At 51.1% G+C, this 17,028-nt stretch carries 19 protein-coding genes; 1 reads left to right on the top strand and 18 read right to left on the bottom strand.

Annotated features, from left to right (window positions below; genetic code table 11):
• Window position 1: 1 nt before the first annotated feature.
• The 15 genes from D0C16_RS10005 to flgB all read right to left on the bottom strand — a co-directional run bounded on the left by D0C16_RS10005 (window position 2) and on the right by flgB (window position 13,164).
• Window positions 2-1,279 (bottom strand): type II toxin-antitoxin system HipA family toxin, encoded by a 1,278-nt coding sequence (locus D0C16_RS10005; protein ID WP_151032251.1) that lies wholly within the window; start codon window positions 1,277-1,279, stop codon window positions 2-4.
• Complete coding sequence (locus D0C16_RS10010; RefSeq protein ID WP_151032252.1) at window positions 1,269-1,634, bottom strand: helix-turn-helix domain-containing protein; 366 nt, start codon at window positions 1,632-1,634, stop codon at window positions 1,269-1,271. Before D0C16_RS10010 ends, D0C16_RS10005 begins: the two co-directional genes overlap by 11 nt.
• Window positions 1,635-1,793: 159 nt before the next feature.
• Complete coding sequence (locus tag D0C16_RS10015; protein ID WP_151032253.1) at window positions 1,794-2,123, bottom strand: tryptophan synthase subunit beta; 330 nt, start codon at window positions 2,121-2,123, stop codon at window positions 1,794-1,796.
• Window positions 2,124-2,386: 263 nt separating this feature from the next.
• Window positions 2,387-3,463 carry a hypothetical protein gene (locus D0C16_RS10020; RefSeq protein ID WP_151032254.1) on the bottom strand — a complete coding sequence of 359 codons (1,077 nt, stop codon included), beginning with the start codon at window positions 3,461-3,463 and terminating at the stop codon, window positions 2,387-2,389.
• Between the two features lie 45 nt (window positions 3,464-3,508).
• Window positions 3,509-4,423, bottom strand: coding sequence for a flagellar hook-associated protein FlgL (gene flgL, locus D0C16_RS10025; protein WP_151032255.1), 915 nt, complete (start codon window positions 4,421-4,423; stop codon window positions 3,509-3,511).
• 32 nt (window positions 4,424-4,455) lie between these two features.
• Entirely contained in the window at window positions 4,456-5,820 is a 1,365-nt protein-coding gene (flgK, locus tag D0C16_RS10030; RefSeq protein WP_151032256.1) for a flagellar hook-associated protein FlgK, read from the bottom strand.
• Between the two features lie 35 nt (window positions 5,821-5,855).
• Window positions 5,856-6,929 carry a transglycosylase SLT domain-containing protein gene (locus tag D0C16_RS10035; RefSeq protein WP_151032257.1) on the bottom strand — a complete coding sequence of 358 codons (1,074 nt, stop codon included), beginning with the start codon at window positions 6,927-6,929 and terminating at the stop codon, window positions 5,856-5,858.
• A 115-nt stretch (window positions 6,930-7,044) separates the two neighbouring features.
• On the bottom strand, window positions 7,045-8,163 hold the full coding sequence (locus tag D0C16_RS10040) for a flagellar basal body P-ring protein FlgI (RefSeq protein WP_151032258.1): 1,119 nt from the start codon (window positions 8,161-8,163) through the stop codon (window positions 7,045-7,047).
• Window positions 8,164-8,190: 27 nt separating this feature from the next.
• On the bottom strand, window positions 8,191-8,874 hold the full coding sequence (gene flgH, locus D0C16_RS10045) for a flagellar basal body L-ring protein FlgH (RefSeq protein WP_191968683.1): 684 nt from the start codon (window positions 8,872-8,874) through the stop codon (window positions 8,191-8,193).
• Window positions 8,875-8,884: 10 nt separating this feature from the next.
• Window positions 8,885-9,670, bottom strand: a complete 786-nt coding sequence (flgG, locus tag D0C16_RS10050; protein WP_151032259.1) for a flagellar basal-body rod protein FlgG — start codon at window positions 9,668-9,670, stop codon at window positions 8,885-8,887.
• A 19-nt stretch (window positions 9,671-9,689) separates the two neighbouring features.
• The gene (locus D0C16_RS10055; RefSeq protein ID WP_151032260.1) at window positions 9,690-10,418 is read right to left on the bottom strand and encodes a flagellar basal body rod protein FlgF; all 729 of its coding nucleotides are present in this window, start codon (window positions 10,416-10,418) and stop codon (window positions 9,690-9,692) included.
• 51 nt (window positions 10,419-10,469) lie between these two features.
• Entirely contained in the window at window positions 10,470-11,657 is a 1,188-nt protein-coding gene (gene flgE / locus D0C16_RS10060) for a flagellar hook protein FlgE (RefSeq protein ID WP_151032261.1), read from the bottom strand.
• Window positions 11,658-11,678: 21 nt separating this feature from the next.
• Window positions 11,679-12,356 carry a flagellar hook assembly protein FlgD gene (gene flgD / locus D0C16_RS10065; protein ID WP_151032262.1) on the bottom strand — a complete coding sequence of 226 codons (678 nt, stop codon included), beginning with the start codon at window positions 12,354-12,356 and terminating at the stop codon, window positions 11,679-11,681.
• A complete protein-coding gene (flgC, locus tag D0C16_RS10070; protein WP_151032263.1) occupies window positions 12,356-12,784 on the bottom strand; it encodes a flagellar basal body rod protein FlgC in 429 nt (142 codons plus the stop codon). Before flgC ends, flgD begins: the two co-directional genes overlap by 1 nt.
• A gap of 2 nt (window positions 12,785-12,786) precedes the next feature.
• Window positions 12,787-13,164, bottom strand: a complete 378-nt coding sequence (gene flgB, locus D0C16_RS10075) for a flagellar basal body rod protein FlgB (protein ID WP_151032264.1) — start codon at window positions 13,162-13,164, stop codon at window positions 12,787-12,789.
• Between the two features lie 117 nt (window positions 13,165-13,281).
• Here flgB and flgA point away from each other — a divergent pair, with 117 nt between their 5' ends.
• A complete protein-coding gene (flgA, locus tag D0C16_RS10080; RefSeq protein WP_151032265.1) occupies window positions 13,282-14,058 on the top strand; it encodes a flagellar basal body P-ring formation chaperone FlgA in 777 nt (258 codons plus the stop codon).
• A 257-nt stretch (window positions 14,059-14,315) separates the two neighbouring features.
• On the opposite strand, the gene D0C16_RS10085 is transcribed toward flgA, so the two are convergent.
• From D0C16_RS10085 to D0C16_RS10095, 3 genes are read right to left on the bottom strand one after another with little or no spacing between them, the layout of a single operon-like run.
• Entirely contained in the window at window positions 14,316-15,056 is a 741-nt protein-coding gene (locus D0C16_RS10085) for a toll/interleukin-1 receptor domain-containing protein (protein ID WP_151032266.1), read from the bottom strand.
• Window positions 15,057-15,088: 32 nt separating this feature from the next.
• Window positions 15,089-15,586 carry a hypothetical protein gene (locus D0C16_RS10090; protein ID WP_151032267.1) on the bottom strand — a complete coding sequence of 166 codons (498 nt, stop codon included), beginning with the start codon at window positions 15,584-15,586 and terminating at the stop codon, window positions 15,089-15,091.
• Window positions 15,586-16,260, bottom strand: coding sequence for a hypothetical protein (locus D0C16_RS10095; RefSeq protein WP_151032268.1), 675 nt, complete (start codon window positions 16,258-16,260; stop codon window positions 15,586-15,588). The genes D0C16_RS10090 and D0C16_RS10095 overlap by 1 nt, the downstream gene beginning before the upstream one ends.
• Window positions 16,261-17,028 lie beyond the last annotated feature (768 nt).

Raw genomic sequence — 17,028 nt, forward strand, 5'->3', positions numbered from 1 at the left:
ATTAACGCACGACCTCACTGTTAATTTTAAAATCGCCCTGAAGATTTCCCCAATGCTCTTTTAGTTTTTGCTTGTGATTATCGGCCATCGGTAAAGACTCCAACAGCATAGGCCAGGTTGTTCTGGCCATAACCATGGCATCCTGTAGATGTGCCTTAATAGCAGGCCAACGTACATCTATGCGTTTTATCCAGAGTTCAAAGTGAGTCATGTTTAACTTATACCAGTTTTTTTCCCTGCCCATACTAAACGCCACTTCGCATTCGCCGTGCATATAAGCCATCGTGGACACTATGTCGTAGGCTGGCGACAGTACCGCACCAATTTTATCTGGATAGATCATCGACCAATTCTTTAAGTGGGCATCGCCATTGCCCAGCAAGATATTTGCAAGCAGCCGTCTTGCCATTTGCTGAATGTCTGCAAGTGGCTGCGCCGAATATCGATAAATAACGCCCCCAATTATTTCGTAATTAACTCCTTCATATTTCTCATGGGGATAAAGTTCCGCAATTTGCGCGAAGTCTTCCATGTGGATCCTGGATACATCTCCCAACCCTTCGACTCGATCAAAACGTTTTATCGTGTAGGCGTACTGCTCATTAGGTAATTGAATATCAGGTAAGTTATCAAGCGCACCCAGGTGAACCAGATTTATCTCGGGGATTATCACACCAATCGCTTGCGCTAATTTCATTGAAGAATATTCATTCTCCGGGACGTTTCTATAGACAGTAGAGGGCGTTTTTATAATTAACGTATTGTCGTTTGATGGGAGTAAGTTGTATCGGCCATCTTTGTTTTTATTGCCGGAGAATTTTATTTGAACACCTGCCAAGGACACTTCATCTGCCGTTGACGTTTTCACGGCAATAATCCTGCCGCTGTTTTTTTCTTCCACCCAATCTGGAATTTCACCAGGAGCCAATCGTTCCAGCATGAGCGCACCTGGTAAACTCATTCCAAAATGGGCGAGCAGAGCAAAATCATTATTGATATCCACCTTCAGCGATTTTGCCACCCACTCCCGCATCGCACCTTCAGGCAACAGGTTGGAGATTACTGGCGCAACTTTTTGACTACTGATAATCGGTTTTTGCAGATACTGCTCATTCATTCGCTGTAGCAGCGTAAACGTCGGACGCCCTTTCACTGCAGTTACATACTCAGGATTAAAAAACAGCACATTTCTGTTTGAACTGTGATGCGTTAACACACCGATAAAAACACCATGTAGCATGAGCTTGAGGGCTTGAACTGTACTGGTATTACTCATCATCTTTATCCAGCATATGACCAAACAATCTCATTACCGTAGATGGTTCCCTTATCCCGACATAATTCTTGGTTTGCAACCTAATTTGTTTCTGATAATCGGCCAGTTGCTGTTTTTCCGGAGGTAAGGAAGGAGCCGTTTTTTCCCCCTTCGAAGAAATACTTATTTCCAAGCCAAGCACATCTGCAAGGTGCAAAAGTGTTTTCACGGTGATATTCGCCCCAGCTTCAATCCGTTGGATCTGCTGCTGGCTCATACCGGCTTTTAGCAGCATGTCTGCCTGACTCAAGTTCAGTTTTGTCCGCTGAGCTTCGATGATATCGCCAACATCTTGTACGCTACTAAGTTTGCTCCGCATGATGCCCACCACAATATTTATGTTGTATTTTTTAAAATTACAGCATATATGCTGTTTTATCAATTAAACAATACATATGTTGTTTTAAATTAAAACGATAACCCCAAAAACAACAAACCCCGCACAGGGCGGGGTTTGCATTTAAGCGGTTGCAGCGATTTATTCACCGGACTCTTTCAGGATGGTGTTCAATCCTTCCAGGTCGGCGCGGGCGACGGCGCGCTGGTCGAGTTTTTCGCGCGCGGCAGCGGGTAAATCTGTGTACTGGATTACACCGCGATCCACCAGTACGATAATCACATCTTCCAGCACACGTACCAATTCAAGGTCAGACGAGTGAAGGCTTTCCAAACGCGCTTTCACTTCCTCTTTCACTTTCAGCCAGTTTTGCAATTCTTCGCTTTCTACGGCCATATGTTCGGCGCCTTCAAATGGCTGTTGCTCCACCCGCAGCAAACGCCCTTGCCCATCGCGTTCTACATATACCATTGCCTTCCTCCGCCATCGCCTTGTTATTAACATTCCCATCGATGTTACAAGGTTTCCCCAGGTCTGAATACCTCCGGGTTCGGCGGCGACAAAAGAGCAATCGGTATCCGCACTCATGTCATGGGAGCGCGATTCAAGGCCGCTCATGATGTAAACCTCTTTTGCGTAGTTGATATTGTCGTGGTCGCCGCCTTTTTGTAGGCGTGAACAGACCCGCACCCGATCCAGAGTCGGGTTTTCTAAATAGGTGTTAATGAATCAAATCAAGACAGCAGGCTTACCACTGCAAAGCGCGAGAGTTGCGCCTGTGCAATCACCGTGTGCGCCACTACCGAATAGCTGGAAGCCTTGCGCCCATTGATGTTAAACACCGCGCTCGCAAAATTGAGCGCCCATTGTTTTTCATCCTGGCTTTCCTGGCGGGCGAGAAATTCGCGTACATCATCCTGACGTTGGCTGAGTTGCTGGCGCAAAGTGCCAATACGATCCAGTGCGGCGACTACTGAGTCCAGTAACTGGCGCAGTTCGCGCTGGCTTTCCTGGGTTTGAGCCTGGGTCAGGTTGGGATCAAAACCCAACAAACCCTCCTCCTTTGGACTGATCTGGCTACCGGTAACCGGGAAGAGTTTGCCATCGCCATTTACCCGTAGCTGGTTCTTTAACGCCTGCCAGTCATTTTCCGGCATAGAGAATTTCAGCGCGCCCTGCGCATCCAGCTCAACGCGAATTCCTGCGCTACCGAGTCCGGCATTGAGGTTGCGCAACAGTTGCTCGTCGCTCATGCCATCATCCAGCACGACCGCCAGAGGTTCCGGTAAGGCGCGCCCACCGGTAATGACCAGAGTCTCTTTACCCGAGCGTTTAACCGCTTCCAGCGACTCCATTCCCGGCAGGGTAAAGCGGCTGCGTAGGGGTTCGTTAAGGCGCAGGATAAAATTTGCATCCAGACTTTGGCTGGTGCGTTTACTGCGCTCACCCAGCAGGCTGTTAACTTGCTGCAAACCTTTGCTGATCGCATCGCGCTCATTGGTAAAGGATGAGCTTAGCTGACGACTGATGCTGAGGTTGAGCGACGACAACTGCTCCGCCAAATCCCCCAGGTAGCGGTCGGTTGCCTGCATGGACGACAGCTGTTGGTTGAGCTGCAAGTTAAAACCACCGCTGTTGCCCGATGGTCTTGCCGTTTGCCGCGCTTCAGCGGCCCCCGCCTCCACTGAACTGGCATCCTGCGCAGGGGCAGTCGCATTGCGCCCCGGCGCGGGGTTCAGGCGCGTGCGGCTATAGGCCTGACTGCTGGTCTCAAGCGCGCTGGAGATTGCGGTCTGTTTGTCGATTTTCATCCATTGTCACCTGCTACCAGCAAGCCTCGCTTACTCGCTACTTACTCATAACAAACTGAAGAGCGAAAGCTCATTGATTTTCAAATAGGTCTTTTGGGTGGCCTGCAACGCCAGTTGATAGTTGTTCAAGTCGATAGTCGCGCCGGCGTAATCCAATTGCGACAACTCGCCTTCAATCTTCTGGTTAACCAGCGAAACTTCATCATTGCTATTGCTGAGTAATGTCAGGGTATTCTGACGGCCGCCCAGCTCGGTGATGTTGCCCAGCAGGTCACTGTGGGTTACATCCAACTGATCAATTGTAGTTCGGATTTGCGCCCCGACTGCCGGGTCAGAGGCACTGAGCAGCGGGTCTTTGAGCATGGTTACTACCGCGTGCAGCTCGTTGAGCATATTCATGCCGGCGCCGAAGATGTTCATGGCCGTTACGTTCTCTTCCACCAATACGCCGTTGGCAACCGCCGCCTGGCGATACTTGTCATTGCCGGTCACCGAATAGGTTTCAGTCACGCCGTCATAAGTAACCGCCTGGGTATCGCTTAAGGTGCCAGAGAATAAATAGCGCCCCTCTTCATCGCGCACGTTAGTTGCCGTAAAAAGGGTTTTTTCCAGATTTTCCAACTCACCGGCAATGGCCGCCAGGTCTTCACTGGTATTAGAACCATTCGCTGCCCAGAGCAAACGGTCGCGCACATTGAGTATTACGTTAGAGATGGACTTGAGGTTCACCTCCTGCGTTGACAGGCTGGCGGACACGTTGTCGATATTCTTGCTGTATTGATCCAGGCTCGCCTCTTCGCGCTGTACGCGCATGACCCTTACGCTGGCAATGGGATCATCCGACGGCAACAACATGCGCTTGTTGGTCGCCAACTGCTGCATAATTTTGCCCAACTGGGCCGAATTCCCATTCATGGAGTTGTGCATGGTGGCGGTAATTTGTGGATTGGTAATACGCATTCTGTACCCCTTGGATTCCTGCGCGACCAGCCTTAGAAGGCAGCCAGCATGTCATCAAATAATTGGTTGGCGGTGGAGATCACTTTCATATTGGCCTGATAGGCCTGCTGATAGGTCATAAGGCTGACCGCCTCTTCATCCAGGCTCACCGCGCTGACGCTGTCGCGCTGGGATTGCGCCTGTTGGGTCACAGTCGTGGTGGATTTCAAATCCGCCTGGTTCTGGCGACTGTCGCTGGCGACCTTTCCGAGCAACCCGGTATAGGCGTCGTTCAAACTGACCGAGCTGCCGTTTACCGTGATGTTCTGGTTTTTAATCGCGAGCAGATCTAGCAATACCTCGTTGTTGCCGGTCTCACCGGATGTATCGGAAAAAGCCAACGCTTCCGGGGTTAAGGCATTCACCTGCAAGAGTTTGGTAGCGCTGGTTGGGTCGTAAGTTAGCAGTGCGGTTCCAGGGTTGCCGGCCAGGTCAAACCCGGTGAGCAAGGTGCTATTTATCTTGGTCGCAAACTGGTCCGCCATTTCATGCAGGGCATCCATGGTCGGGCGTAGGTCACTGTATTCTGTGTCATACAGGCCACCAAAACCACCACCGAAACCATCTTGTTTGAGCGGGAAAGTGGTTCCCAAAAACGCCAGGGAGACTTGCTGTTCGCCAGTTGCCAAAACACTGATTTGCAACTGGCCGGCAGAAATACCCGATACCAGCGGCTGGCCATTGGAAAGGGACACATTGAGCCCGCCGTCAGGAGTTTCGTTGACGCGAATCGAAGCAAATTTGCTGAGGTCTTTCACCAGGCTGTCGCGATGATCGCGCAATGCGGTGGTATCACCCTTGACCGCTTCGGTCTCCACAATCTTCTTGTTGAGCTTGGCGATGTTATCCGTCAGGCCGTTGATTTCCGCGGACATCGCGGTGCGTTGTTCGTGCAGCGCCATCACCTGCGCGTTGATATTGCTGCTCAAGCCGTTGAAGCGCTGAGCCAGGTTGCCCGCTTCGGCCAGCACTTGCTGGCGCAGGGCGATGGAATTAGGTGTTGCGCTGGCTTCGCTGAGTGCGGCAAAAAACTGGTCCAGGCCGATACTGATACTGGAGCCTTCGCCGGACATAAGTGACTCAAGGGCGGTGAGATAATCCTGACGAGCGCCGTAATAGTTTTGCTCGGTCGTGGCACGCCAGAGCTGCTGATTTTGAAAGTCACTCGCCATGCGGCGGATGCTGCTCACCTCTACCCCACCCCCAACATTCAAGCCACCGGGGCCAGCCAACGATTGGGTCACGGTATGCAAACGGCTAAAACCGGGCGTGTTGACGTTGGCGATATTCTGGCCGGTGGTGGCGATACCCACCTGGGCTGCACGCACTCCGCTTAAACCGAGGTTATAAAGTGACATAGTGTTCTATCCTGTTGGTCGCCGGGCGCTAGCGCCTATTCGCCGAGGGTTTCACCGAAGGTGAAAGAGCGCCACGGCTGGGCATCGGACGATGGGCGATAAGTCTCTATTACTTCATTCAAGGCGACCGGATTGGCGGCGCGATTAAATGATTTTTCTCCTGAAGAAACAGGAATTTGCACCGAGTTTTCAGGCGCCGATTGACTCAGCTCGGACAGAATACGGCTGGTGTATTCGCGAGTTTCCTTGAACGGAATTTGACGCACCCAGCTGGACATACTGATCTGCCCAAGGCGCGGGTCGCCGTTGCGCTCCAGCCATTCATCCACCCGCGCGGGGCCGGCGTTGTAGGCGGCCAGGGCCAGTGCTTGCTCGCCGTCATAGCGCTCCAGCATCTTGCCCAAAAAGGCGGTACCCAATTGCCTGTTGTAGTCGGCATCACGCGTGAGGCGATTAAGGTTGAACTGCACCCCCAACTCCAGCGCCATCTGGCGTGCGGTGTCGGGCATCAATTGCATAATGCCGAGCGCGCCTTTGTTGGAAACCGCATCCACCTTGCCGCCGGACTCCTGGTTAATCACTGAATCCACCAGCGTTTTAAAGCGGGCCGAACCTTTGTCCCAAATGTTCTCCAAACCATCAATTCCAAGCGCGACTCCGCGCTGCCAACTAGAACGCAGGTTGCCAAGGCTGAATGCGTTGGAATCCATAGCCGCTGAGCGACGCTCGGGCACAGCGGCGGTTTGTGCTTGTTCACCGGCTTCAACAACCGAGAGCGGCTGAGTTGAGGATGAGGCAGTGGAATTACCGGAAAGCTGCTTGACCAGCATGTCGGCGATACCGGTTTGGCGCTTGCCCGCCAGGGTTTCGGAGAGCACGCCGTCGTAAAAATCGCGCATGGTGTCCATTTCACGGCTGCGCAGCGGGTTGTCCGCCGCCAGCACATCACCCGCCTTGCGCATTTGCTTGAGCACTTGCTGTAAGAACATGGCTTCGAACTGTTCGGCGGCCATATCCAGCGCTGGCTTCTGTCCATTTACAGACTGTCCGGCAATCTGGCTGCTGGCAGCCAATGGATTCGTGGAGTTATTGAGGGAGACGATACTCATCGAACATGTTCCTGTTTTTTTAATCCCTCCCCAGCCTCCCTTTTTCAAAGGGAGGAGCCTTGACTCCCCTCTTTGAAACGGGGCGCGTAGCTAAGAGGGGCCGGGGGAGATTTCTTTAAATCACAATCAATTCAGCATTCAGGGCGCCGGCTTTTTCCAGCGCCTGCAGGATGCTCATCACATCATCCGGGGTGGCGCCCAGGCTGTTAACGGTGCTGATAATGCTGTCCAGACTCGCGCCTTCCGGCCACTTGAACATGGCGTTGGCTTCCTGGTCTACGGCGATATCCGACTGCGGCGTTACCGCCGTTTGGCCGCGTGAAAAGGCCCCCGGCTGGCTGACTTGCGAGGATTCATTAATGGTCACGGTCAGCGACCCATGAGCTACGGCGGCGGCTTTGACACGCACGCCTTCGCCCACTACCACAGTGCCGGTGCGGCTGTTGAACACGACTTTCGGACGCACTCGCCCGGTGTCTACTTCCAGCATTTCCAGCATGGCCACGAAACTGGTGCGCTGGTTGGCAGAGAGCGGCGCCTGCAAGGAAACCTGGGTGCCATTTAACGCGGTGGCGACATTCGCGCCGAACTTGTTGTTGATCGCCGTCGCCACTTTGGTGGCGGTTTGGAAACTGGGTTCGCGGATGTTCAACATAATGTCTTTGCGCTCGGCAAAATCGGTGGCGATGGAGCGTTCAACCGTTGCACCACTGGGAATCAAACCAGTATTGGCGGTGTTGATCGCCACGCTGGAGCCGCTTGCTCCCTGGGCATTTAACCCGCCGACGATGAGCGCACCCTGCGCCAGCGCATAGGTCTCACCATCCACACCCATCAATGGGGTCATCAACAATTGCCCGCCGCGCAGGCTTTTCGCATCGCCCAGTGAAGAAACGGTCACATCAATTTTTTGGCCCGGCCCGTAAGACGGTGGGATGGTTGCCGTCACCATCACCGCGGCCGCGTTTTTCAATTTGGGGTCCACATTCGGCGGCAGGTTGATACCGAATTGCTTGACCATGTTTACGGTGGATTGGCTGGTGAATTTCACCTGGTTTTTATCGCCGGTACCATCCAGACCAACTACCAATCCATAGCCGACCAGCTGATTGGTGCGGATACCTTCGATATCCACCACATCCATCAGCGGCACCGCGTGCGCGGGTTTGATAAACAGCATCGCCAGCAACAAGGCACCAGCGGCGAGGCGACAATAAGAAAGAGAAATACGCATAAATTCTGGCTCCAGGCCCGGCATTGATCAGAGCGGGAACAATGGATTGGTAAAGAAACGGGTCAGCCAACCAGCCTGGTTGCTTTCGCTCAGCGCGCCGCGCCCGGCATAGGAAATACGGGCATTGGCCACATTGCGCGAGCTGATCTGGTTGTTGTTGTCGATATCGTCCAGGCGCACCAAACCGCTTAACCGAATAAATTCATCGCCCTGATTCAACTTCAGGGTTTTCTCGCCTTTAACGAACAATGTGCCGTTGGGCAACACCTGATGCACAGTCACCGCAATGGCGCCGCGCAGGGCATTTTGCTGGGAACTTTCGGCCGAGCCGCTAAAGTCGCGCGAGCTGGAAATGGAGGTTTCCGCATCCGGGTAATCTTTGCCCAGCACACGCGGCACACCTATGCCCACATCAGAGGATTTGCCGTAGCTGGTGCCGGCGCTTTTGCTGGATTGGGTGGACTCATCCAACACGATGGTGAGTATGTCGCCCACGCGCAAGGCGCGTTTGTCTTGCAGCAGTGAACCCGAGGAATAGCCAGAGCGAAACAAGCCACCACGACTGGCCGCCGGCTGACTGTAATCCAGGGCGGGCGGCTGGTAGTCGTCGGTGTCTTCGCCAGTCACTTTGGCGTAATGCTGACAACCACTCAGAGTAAGCACGGCGAACAAAGCGACCGGAAAAGTGAACAGCGAGGCGAATGATTTCATCAACAACGACTCACACGTTTTGGTTGAGGAATTGCTGCATGCTGGAAGAGGCATCCAACACTTTTGCGTTAGCTTCATAAGCGCGTTGGATGGCGATCATGGACACCATGGCTTCCACCACCTGCACGTTGGAACCTTCCAATACACCCTGCTTGATGGTGCCCAAACCTTCCTCACCCGCCACGCCTTCTACCGGCTCACCGCTGGCCACGGTTTGCTTGTAGAGGTTGCCACCCAGGGCTTCCAAACCCGCCGGGTTAACGAAATTCACCAGCGTGATTTGGCCCAACTCGACTGGATTGGTATCGCCCGGCAACACGGCAGTGACCACACCGTCGCTACCCACGGTAAAACGGCTGGCACCGGCAGGGACTTCAATTGCAGGCACTAATGGCAGCCCTTGCGCGTTTACCATGACGCCTTCAGCGTTCAATTGCAGTTGGCCGCTTTCGGTATAGAGGACTTCACCCGAAGGCGCTTCCACCTGGAAGAAACCGCTGCCGATAATCGCTAAATCCATCGGCTGACCGGTAGTTTGTACGTTGCCTTCGGTAAACACTTTCTGGGTACCGGCGATGCGCACGCCACTGCCCAGTTGGATGCCAGAGGGCACAGTATTGACCTGATCCGCTTGCGCACCCGGTTGCAGTTCGATGGCGTAGAACAAATCTTCAAATACCGCGCGGTCGCTTTTAAAGCCGGTGGTGTTGACGTTAGCGAGGTTGTTGGCGATGGTCGCCATGGCCTTGTCTTGCGCGGCCAGGCCAGTTTTACTGACCCATAATGCTGAACTCATAACTCTTCTCCTCTTACGATTAGCTGCCACGGATCATGCGGTTACCGGCGTTGGAAAGGTCTTCCGCCGCTTTCATCATCTTGACCTGGGTTTCAAACAGGCGATTCAAACTCATGGACGCCACCAGCTCTTCAATCGCGGAGACGTTGCTGGATTCCAAATGGCCGGAGCTCAGCACCACGGTATCGCTCGGCTCGGCCAGCGCACCGCTTTTGGTGACCAACATGCCCTGCTCGTCTTTGGCGAGATCCGCCGCCGGCACATCCACCAGCTTGATGCGATCCACTTCCGCCATCAGGGTTTCGCCGCGTGGCTTAATCGACACCACACCGTCGGAGCCGATATGCACGCTGTCGTATTCCGGCAACACAATCGGGCCGCCCTCGCCCAGTACCGCACGACCATTAATAGTCAGGCGCTGGGAGGCGTCTATCTGCATATTGCCGTTGCGGGTGTAGACCTCGCCATTGCCGCTTTCCAGCGCGATCAAGCCCTGGCCCTGGATGGCAAAATCCAGGTCGCGACCCGTGGCAATCAGGGCGCCGGGGGTGAGATCCACACCGTTGTTTTGCGCCAGCGCCATATGGCGACTGTCGTAACCGTAGCCTTTCACACTGGCAGCGCGCGCCTGCTCCAGGTCGGCGCGAAAGCCGTCGGTGCTGGCGTTAGCCAGATTGTTAGCGCGCACCTGCATGGACATCAGCGTGCGGCTGGCAGAAGTCATGGCGGTATAGCCGAGGCGATCCATAAATGTTTACCTTTGATTTTTTACCGTTAAGGACTTGGCCCAAGGCCTTTCCTAGATTGCGCCAAACAGCACTTGGGTCAGTTCTTTATCGGTAGAGAGCACCTTGGTGTTCGCTTGATAGTTGCGTTGGCTTTCCATCAAACCGACCAGTTGCTGGGTCAAATCCACGTTGGAGTTTTCCAGCGCACCGGTTCTCAGCTCGCCAAATACACCGATACCGGGAATGCCAATCAACGGGGCACCCGATTCGGAGGTTTCGCTCCAGTTGGTACCACTTTCGTTTTGCAATCCGCCCAGATTAGCGAAGTTCGCCAGCGCTACCTGGCCCTGTAACATGCGCTCGCCATTGCTGTAGTTGGCGTAGACTTTTCCGTCTTTCTCAACCGCGATACCAATTTGCTCACCAGAGGCATAGCCGGTGGCGCGGTTGGTTGTTACCACAAAGTTGGAGCCAGTTTGGGTGGAGCGGTTGTAGTCAATCGCTACCGCCACCGGGTCAACCCCGGCCGGGGTAAAGGTGACGGTTACTGGCGCCGCCGGGGCCGTAAGCTGGCCAGCGGTATTGAACGTCAGCGCTTGCGGGGCACCCACGGCGGCGCCATCGGCGTAGTAGTGGCTGTTCCAGGTGTTGGCGCCGGTCTTCACGAAATACTGGGTCAGGGTGTGCTCTTTACCTTGCGAATCGAACACCTTGGTGGTGTAAGTGGAGTTAAAGGTATCGGCATCGGCCGGGTTAAACGGCGCCACTGTGGGCACCGTTTCATTGGCATCCAGGTTCATCACAAAGGCGAGCGAGTCTGTCGCTTTCGCCGGCAGGTTGGAGTTTTGCAATTGCAGGTCACTCATGGTGCCGGTGAGCAGATTGCCGTTGGCATCAATCGGATAACCCTGCAAACGCTGGCCGCCAGCACTGGTGATGAAATTGTTTTTGTCGGTGCCAAATACACCGGCGCGGGTGTAATTCAGGTTGCCGGTAGAGGCTTTGGTTACAAAGAATCCACCGCCGGAAATCGCCAGATCCAGGTCGCGACCGGTCGATACCAAGGAGCCACCCTTGCTGATACTTTGGGTTTGGCCCAGTACTTCCACACCCATCGCCTGGCTGTCGGCGTAGATGCTGCCGAACTCGGTGCGCGAGGATTTAAAGCCGGTAGTACCGACGTTGGCGATGTTGTTGCTGATGGTGTCCAGTTGGTCATTGACGGCGCTCAGGCCGGTCAGGGCGATATTAAAACTCATGGGTTTCTCCTCAAGGTTTGACTAAAGCAACCCGGCAAGCGGAGCCTGACCGAATTCCGTAATTTTGTAGAAAGGCACTGCACCGGCACCGGCCACTTCCAGCACCGGGCCATCGGCACTCACGCGCACATTGCTCACCAGACCATTAACTTCCAGGGTCGGGTATTCGCCACTGTCGCTGGTGATTTCCAGGGTGTATTTACCGGGTGATAACCCCAGCGCGGCGGGATTGAATTCCACCGGCACCAAACCCGGTGCTTGTGAACCCAACTGAATGGTTTTACTCACGCCATTCACATCGGTGAGTTTTATTTCCACCGCGCCCGCTGCATGTTCCAACTTGAGCTGGCCTTTTACCGATTCAGTGCCCAATTGCAGGCTATCCACCGCCACTTTCACTTCCTGCCCAACCAATCCAGCAGCAGTCAGGGTTTGCAGGTTATCCATCAACACCAGGTTGCTTTTGCTCAGGCTGGTCATGTTTTCCATGCTCTTCACCTGGCTCATGGCCGAAAACTGGTTGAGGAACTCGGTGCTGTCGATGGGCTTGGTCGGGTCCTGATTCTGGATCTGCGCGACCATCAAACTGATGAAGTTGTTTTCCATTTGCGTGGCATCGCTCACATTCACCGTGTTCGCAGCTACTTGGTCGATACCGTAGGAATTGTTCGCCGAGGTGTTATTCGAAACTGTGGTCATCAGGCTTCTCCCAACTTCAGCAAACCCTGCTGCATGCCTTTCACGCGATTGAGCACTTCCACGTTGGTTTCGTAGTTGCGCGTGGCCGCCATCATGTCGGTCATTTCTTCGATCTGGTTGATATCGGCGTAGAAGACATAGCCATCGCGATCGGCCATGGGGTTGTTGGGTTCGTAGCGGCGCTGCGGCTCATTGCCAGCGGTAATTACATCCAACACCTGCACACTGGCACCGCCCATTCCCAAGCTGCGCGTCATCTGGTCGTTGTTGTAAATCGCCGCGAATACCGGCTTGCGCGCCTGGTACACATCCTCCGGGCGAGTTGCCGCAGAATCGGCGTTAGCCAGGTTACTGGCGATGGTGTTCAGGCGAACGGTTTGCGCGCCCATCGCCGAGCCGGCGATTTTATAAATTGCATCAAAAGCCATAATCAGCGCCCTTCTATTGCTTGTTTTAAGCCTTGAAATTTCATGTTCAGAAAGGTCAGGCTGGTTTGGAAATCCATCGAGTTTTTGGAAAAATTGGATTGCTCCATGCTCAGGTCCACGGTGTTGCCATCCAGCGATGCCTGCATGGGTGTGCGATACATCAATTGCGGAACAGCTTTTCCATCTGCACTCGCACTGATGTCGCCAATATCAAACGGCGAATCCGCACGTTGCAGCTCGCGCGCAAAATCCAGATCGCGCGCCTGAAAGCCGGGCGTATCTTCATTGGCGAGGTTCGCCGCAAGAATCTCGCTGCGCTGCACACGCAAATCGAGCGCCTGTGCGTGCACACCCAGGGCCTTATCAATATCTATACTCATAATCCAAACGCTCATAGGGAGTGATATGGCACAGCTTTAGCAGGAACCATGCCCAGAGACTAAACGAGGCTTATCAAATTGATTTCATTGGATTTTTTAAAAAGATATTGCGCAAAAATGTCAGCGACATTTCCGCATGGGAACCAAAGGGGAAAAACAGGCGGAAGTAAAATTTCCCCTTTTATTTTCCTCGTCGCACTATCGACTTGTGCGATTGCAGGAGAAAAACCGGGGCAAAAAGCAGAACAAACACTTGAGCAACAAATCGATCAGGCAATTCATCAACATCTACAAACCCTGATGAACCAACAGGCCAAAGAAAATGGTTGGCAAGGCCTGCGTCTGGCAATAGAAAACACCCCACTCACTCGCACCCAACAACTCGCCCCCTGCCCCACAGAAATTCACGTGAGCGGCGGCTCCACAACAAAACTCGCTCGCCAACAATTAACACTGGAATGTGCCGGCGCTAAAGGCTGGCTCATAAAAGTCAGCAGCGATGTGCAATTATTTTTACCGGTCGTTATCAGCACCAGTGTGATCAATCGCGGCGACACCATTCAACGCAACCAACTAAAACTGCAAGAAAACGACATCACCCGCAGCCCCCGCGGCTTCTACCACCGCCTCGACCAAGTCACCAACATGGGCGCCAAGCGCCGCATCCGCGCCAATCAAATCCTCAGCCCGGATTTAATCGACCAACCGCAATTAATAAAACGCGGCGAAAAAATAAAAATCATCGCCAACCGCGATGGCATTTCCGCCTCCATGCCGGGTGAGGCATTGGAGAAAGGAGGAGAAGGGGAAATTATTCGGGTGAAGAATTTATCGAGCGGGAAAACGATAGAGGCTAAGGTGGTAGGGGCTGGGGTGGTTAGTAGTACGTTTTGAATTTGATCACCAACTTTCGGGTTACTCAGTAAGGGGCGAGATATTTGCTGATGTAATACCCCGCCACTAAAAACAAAAAGCCAATAGCAATACCAACTGCGCCATCAAAGTATTCCTTTTACAGCCGGGATTTTTATCTGATGGCATTCAATAACTATTCTGACTATAAGTGAGGCATTTACTACGTAAATGTTAGCCCGCAAAGAAATCGACCAAAATGAATCTCTCAAAAAACAATTAGTTCATCTATTGTCGCGTCATAAATTTACCAACTTATACTGCACTGCGTATTTTTTTCCTTCTGGCCGCAAAACAATATCACCGTCAAAGTCGCGGGATATATAGCCTCTACTTTCAGCATCAGCGATCACAATATCTAGCATCACCCGTGACATTTTTATCGATCCAACTAATACTTTGTAATAGGTAAAATCTTTACCATCTTCAAAATCAGAAACAATAAACTCCATGACTTCTCGCATGGGATCCCCCGTCCTTTCCACCAAATTGCTTTCAACTGTTGTAAATGGGTTATTACCAATCTCAGGCTTCTTAAAAAGAGGGGCATCATGAAACGTTCGAACAAGCTCATCGAAACAAAATTCGTACTCATTATTATTTGAAAAATTTAGAAATAATTTAGTTCTAATAAAGGTAGGCACATTACTAGTGCCGAATTGTCGAATAATTGGAATTATCTTATTGGAGTCAATATTAGAAAGCAGATCAGCTGTTATAATCATTTTTTCATAGCCGACACCGCCAGTTCCTTTATTGGCTTTTTCAACGTAATTTTCTGTACAGACCATCACCACATAATCGGAATCCGTCAAGTGAGTTTCCATAAAATGAGGAAGGTCATCCCCAGGACGTAATTCCCACTGATCAATTATTGCATCTATACCGTTATTTCTAAGTCTAGTAGCTAAATCTAGAACCCATTTTTTATGGTCTTGAGAATCGTGCGAATAAGATATGAATACTTTAGGGGTGGACATAAGATTCCTTATAAATTTTGTAACGCGTAAAATCAGCAACCGCTATCAGCGGCAGGCGGGATTATGTTGTTAAGGTTAGCAGCAACTTCCGTTGGCATTTTCTGTGGGTAGGCTTTATGAATTTCTATCCCTAAAAGGGACATTTTTTGTTGAATTTCAATTAATCTCTCCATCGCTTCCAACGCAACCAAAACCTCCTTATTCCTAATTTCGCTGTTAATCTTATGAGCTTCACTTCTCGTTCTCTCGGCTTCTGCCATCTTCTTAAGAATATCAGCTTTTAAAGAGTCATTTTGTAACGATGGGGCGTCTAATTTTTCCTTTGCCCATCTGTTAGCAATTTTGGATATATCCTTTGCAACTTCGCCGGAAGAAGAAGCTTCGATGCCCGAAACTACATCAATTTTACTTGATAGTTTCTCGAGAAGACCGACTAGGGTTTCACCAACTCTTTTCCATTGATCAGGATTACTGCCTGACAACTCCACATAAACAACCTTATCTTCGCTCTCAAAATTTTTGAAAGACATTATCGTTTGTCCTCCAAACCGACGAACTCACTATAGACACCTTCAATTGATATGCTATCGCCAGTCAGGTCTTTGTAAAGCTGACAAAATTCAGAAATAACCTGAGCAACTTCAGTTGCGTTAGCTTTTGAAGGTTTAAAGCTAAATACTGCTGACCCGATAGAATTAACTGGTAAAGGCTCCTCATGACATGCGCCCCCCCGGATGCGAGCACCTTTTTTTGATAAAAGTACTAATTTAGACTTTGACCTCGCAAGTCCCCCTGATTCATTTAAGTAATTTTTGAACCTCTCCAGAGCTCTGATATTAATATCATTACAGTTATCAACAATTACTAAAACGCCACTTTTATATGCGCGATGCCTAATGTGGTACAACACTTTTTGCGCGGTACGACTTTTTTCTTTATAAAAAAATGTATCGGAAATAAAGTCTTCAGGTGTTAAGTAGATTAATGAGCCAAAACTCTCGACTATTCTACTGTCACCTTTAACTACTGAAATCAGGGCTAATTTATCTAAATTGTGCTGCCCTTCAATAATGGCACGCGATGATTCTGAAAAATCTACTAAAGTCGTCAAAAAATCCAGTTGGGGGACAACTTTTTCTGTATTTAAAAAACATCCAAGTGGCTTTCCCGTTAAAGGATCCACTCCATTTTCAATTTCAACCACCTCGACTCCTCCTTTAATAGTTGACGCACTGGCATTTCAATCAGAAACACGGGACTAACTGAAATTACTCACATAAAAATACCCGTCGAACTAAATTGTTAAAGAGATCAATAATCCAATTCAATAACCGAAAAAAGCTTTTAGTCCTTATTAATAAAAATCAACCTAACAAACCCCATTTAGAAACTCACCATAGTAAAAACAATGACCATCAAATTTTATATTAACCTCCGGTTAAGCAGAACTATGAACTGCTGAAATTTTTCAACGCCACGTTTTTCCGCGGAAGCTAATCAACATATTCAAGCTAATAAATGGAATGGCTATCGCCGTAAAAATCCATAGCCAGTAATTAACCAGAAAATACTCTAGGCTTTGAGATCAAACAACTTCCACAACCAGAGTTTTAATGTACACCCCATTAACTCGTCATTAATAGCTACGCAACAACTGTAAAAAAAACAACCTGCGAACACCCAATTCCTTTTCGCTCACCTCCACTCTGAAACACCGACACCACTCACAGCTTGTCGCTCCGGAGTAATATAAATAATGTTGAATGCTCCTCCAAGATTAGCATCCATAACAGTGGAACATTGAGCCCTATAGAATTCCTTTGTTCCACTATCTTCGATTAAAGACCATAGCCACATTCAGCGCCAGCATAAATTACAGCGCATTACCTTGCTGCGTTGACAACCCTACCTTCATCCCCTAACCTGCCCGCGCTGCGGTAAGTCCCGCAGCCGGGATTCTCACCCCCGTTCA

Source organism: Cellvibrio sp. KY-GH-1 (assembly GCF_008806975.1).
GTDB lineage: Bacteria > Pseudomonadota > Gammaproteobacteria > Pseudomonadales > Cellvibrionaceae > Cellvibrio.

Bases quoted from the DNA above. Each gene is read 5' to 3' on its own strand.
- D0C16_RS10055 (WP_151032260.1), bottom strand. From the start codon at position 10,418: ATGGATCGCCTCGGCTATACCGCCATGACTTCTGCCAGCCGCACGCTG.
- flgG (WP_151032259.1), bottom strand. From the start codon at position 9,670: ATGAGTTCAGCATTATGGGTCAGTAAAACTGGCCTGGCCGCGCAAGAC.
- flgC (WP_151032263.1), bottom strand. From the start codon at position 12,784: ATGGCTTTTGATGCAATTTATAAAATCGCCGGCTCGGCGATGGGCGCG.
- D0C16_RS10005 (WP_151032251.1), bottom strand. From the start codon at position 1,279: ATGATGAGTAATACCAGTACAGTTCAAGCCCTCAAGCTCATGCTACAT.
- flgH (WP_191968683.1), bottom strand. From the start codon at position 8,874: ATGAAATCATTCGCCTCGCTGTTCACTTTTCCGGTCGCTTTGTTCGCC.
- D0C16_RS10010 (WP_151032252.1), bottom strand. From the start codon at position 1,634: ATGCGGAGCAAACTTAGTAGCGTACAAGATGTTGGCGATATCATCGAA.
- flgA (WP_151032265.1), top strand. From the start codon at position 13,282: ATGTCAGCGACATTTCCGCATGGGAACCAAAGGGGAAAAACAGGCGGA.
- D0C16_RS10020 (WP_151032254.1), bottom strand. From the start codon at position 3,463: ATGAAAATCGACAAACAGACCGCAATCTCCAGCGCGCTTGAGACCAGC.
- D0C16_RS10015 (WP_151032253.1), bottom strand. From the start codon at position 2,123: ATGGTATATGTAGAACGCGATGGGCAAGGGCGTTTGCTGCGGGTGGAG.
- flgE (WP_151032261.1), bottom strand. From the start codon at position 11,657: ATGAGTTTTAATATCGCCCTGACCGGCCTGAGCGCCGTCAATGACCAA.
- flgL (WP_151032255.1), bottom strand. From the start codon at position 4,423: ATGCGTATTACCAATCCACAAATTACCGCCACCATGCACAACTCCATG.
- flgD (WP_151032262.1), bottom strand. From the start codon at position 12,356: ATGACCACAGTTTCGAATAACACCTCGGCGAACAATTCCTACGGTATC.
- D0C16_RS10035 (WP_151032257.1), bottom strand. From the start codon at position 6,929: ATGAGTATCGTCTCCCTCAATAACTCCACGAATCCATTGGCTGCCAGC.
- flgK (WP_151032256.1), bottom strand. From the start codon at position 5,820: ATGTCACTTTATAACCTCGGTTTAAGCGGAGTGCGTGCAGCCCAGGTG.
- flgB (WP_151032264.1), bottom strand. From the start codon at position 13,164: ATGAGTATAGATATTGATAAGGCCCTGGGTGTGCACGCACAGGCGCTC.
- D0C16_RS10040 (WP_151032258.1), bottom strand. From the start codon at position 8,163: ATGCGTATTTCTCTTTCTTATTGTCGCCTCGCCGCTGGTGCCTTGTTG.
- D0C16_RS10085 (WP_151032266.1), bottom strand. From the start codon at position 15,056: ATGTCCACCCCTAAAGTATTCATATCTTATTCGCACGATTCTCAAGAC.
- D0C16_RS10090 (WP_151032267.1), bottom strand. From the start codon at position 15,586: ATGTCTTTCAAAAATTTTGAGAGCGAAGATAAGGTTGTTTATGTGGAG.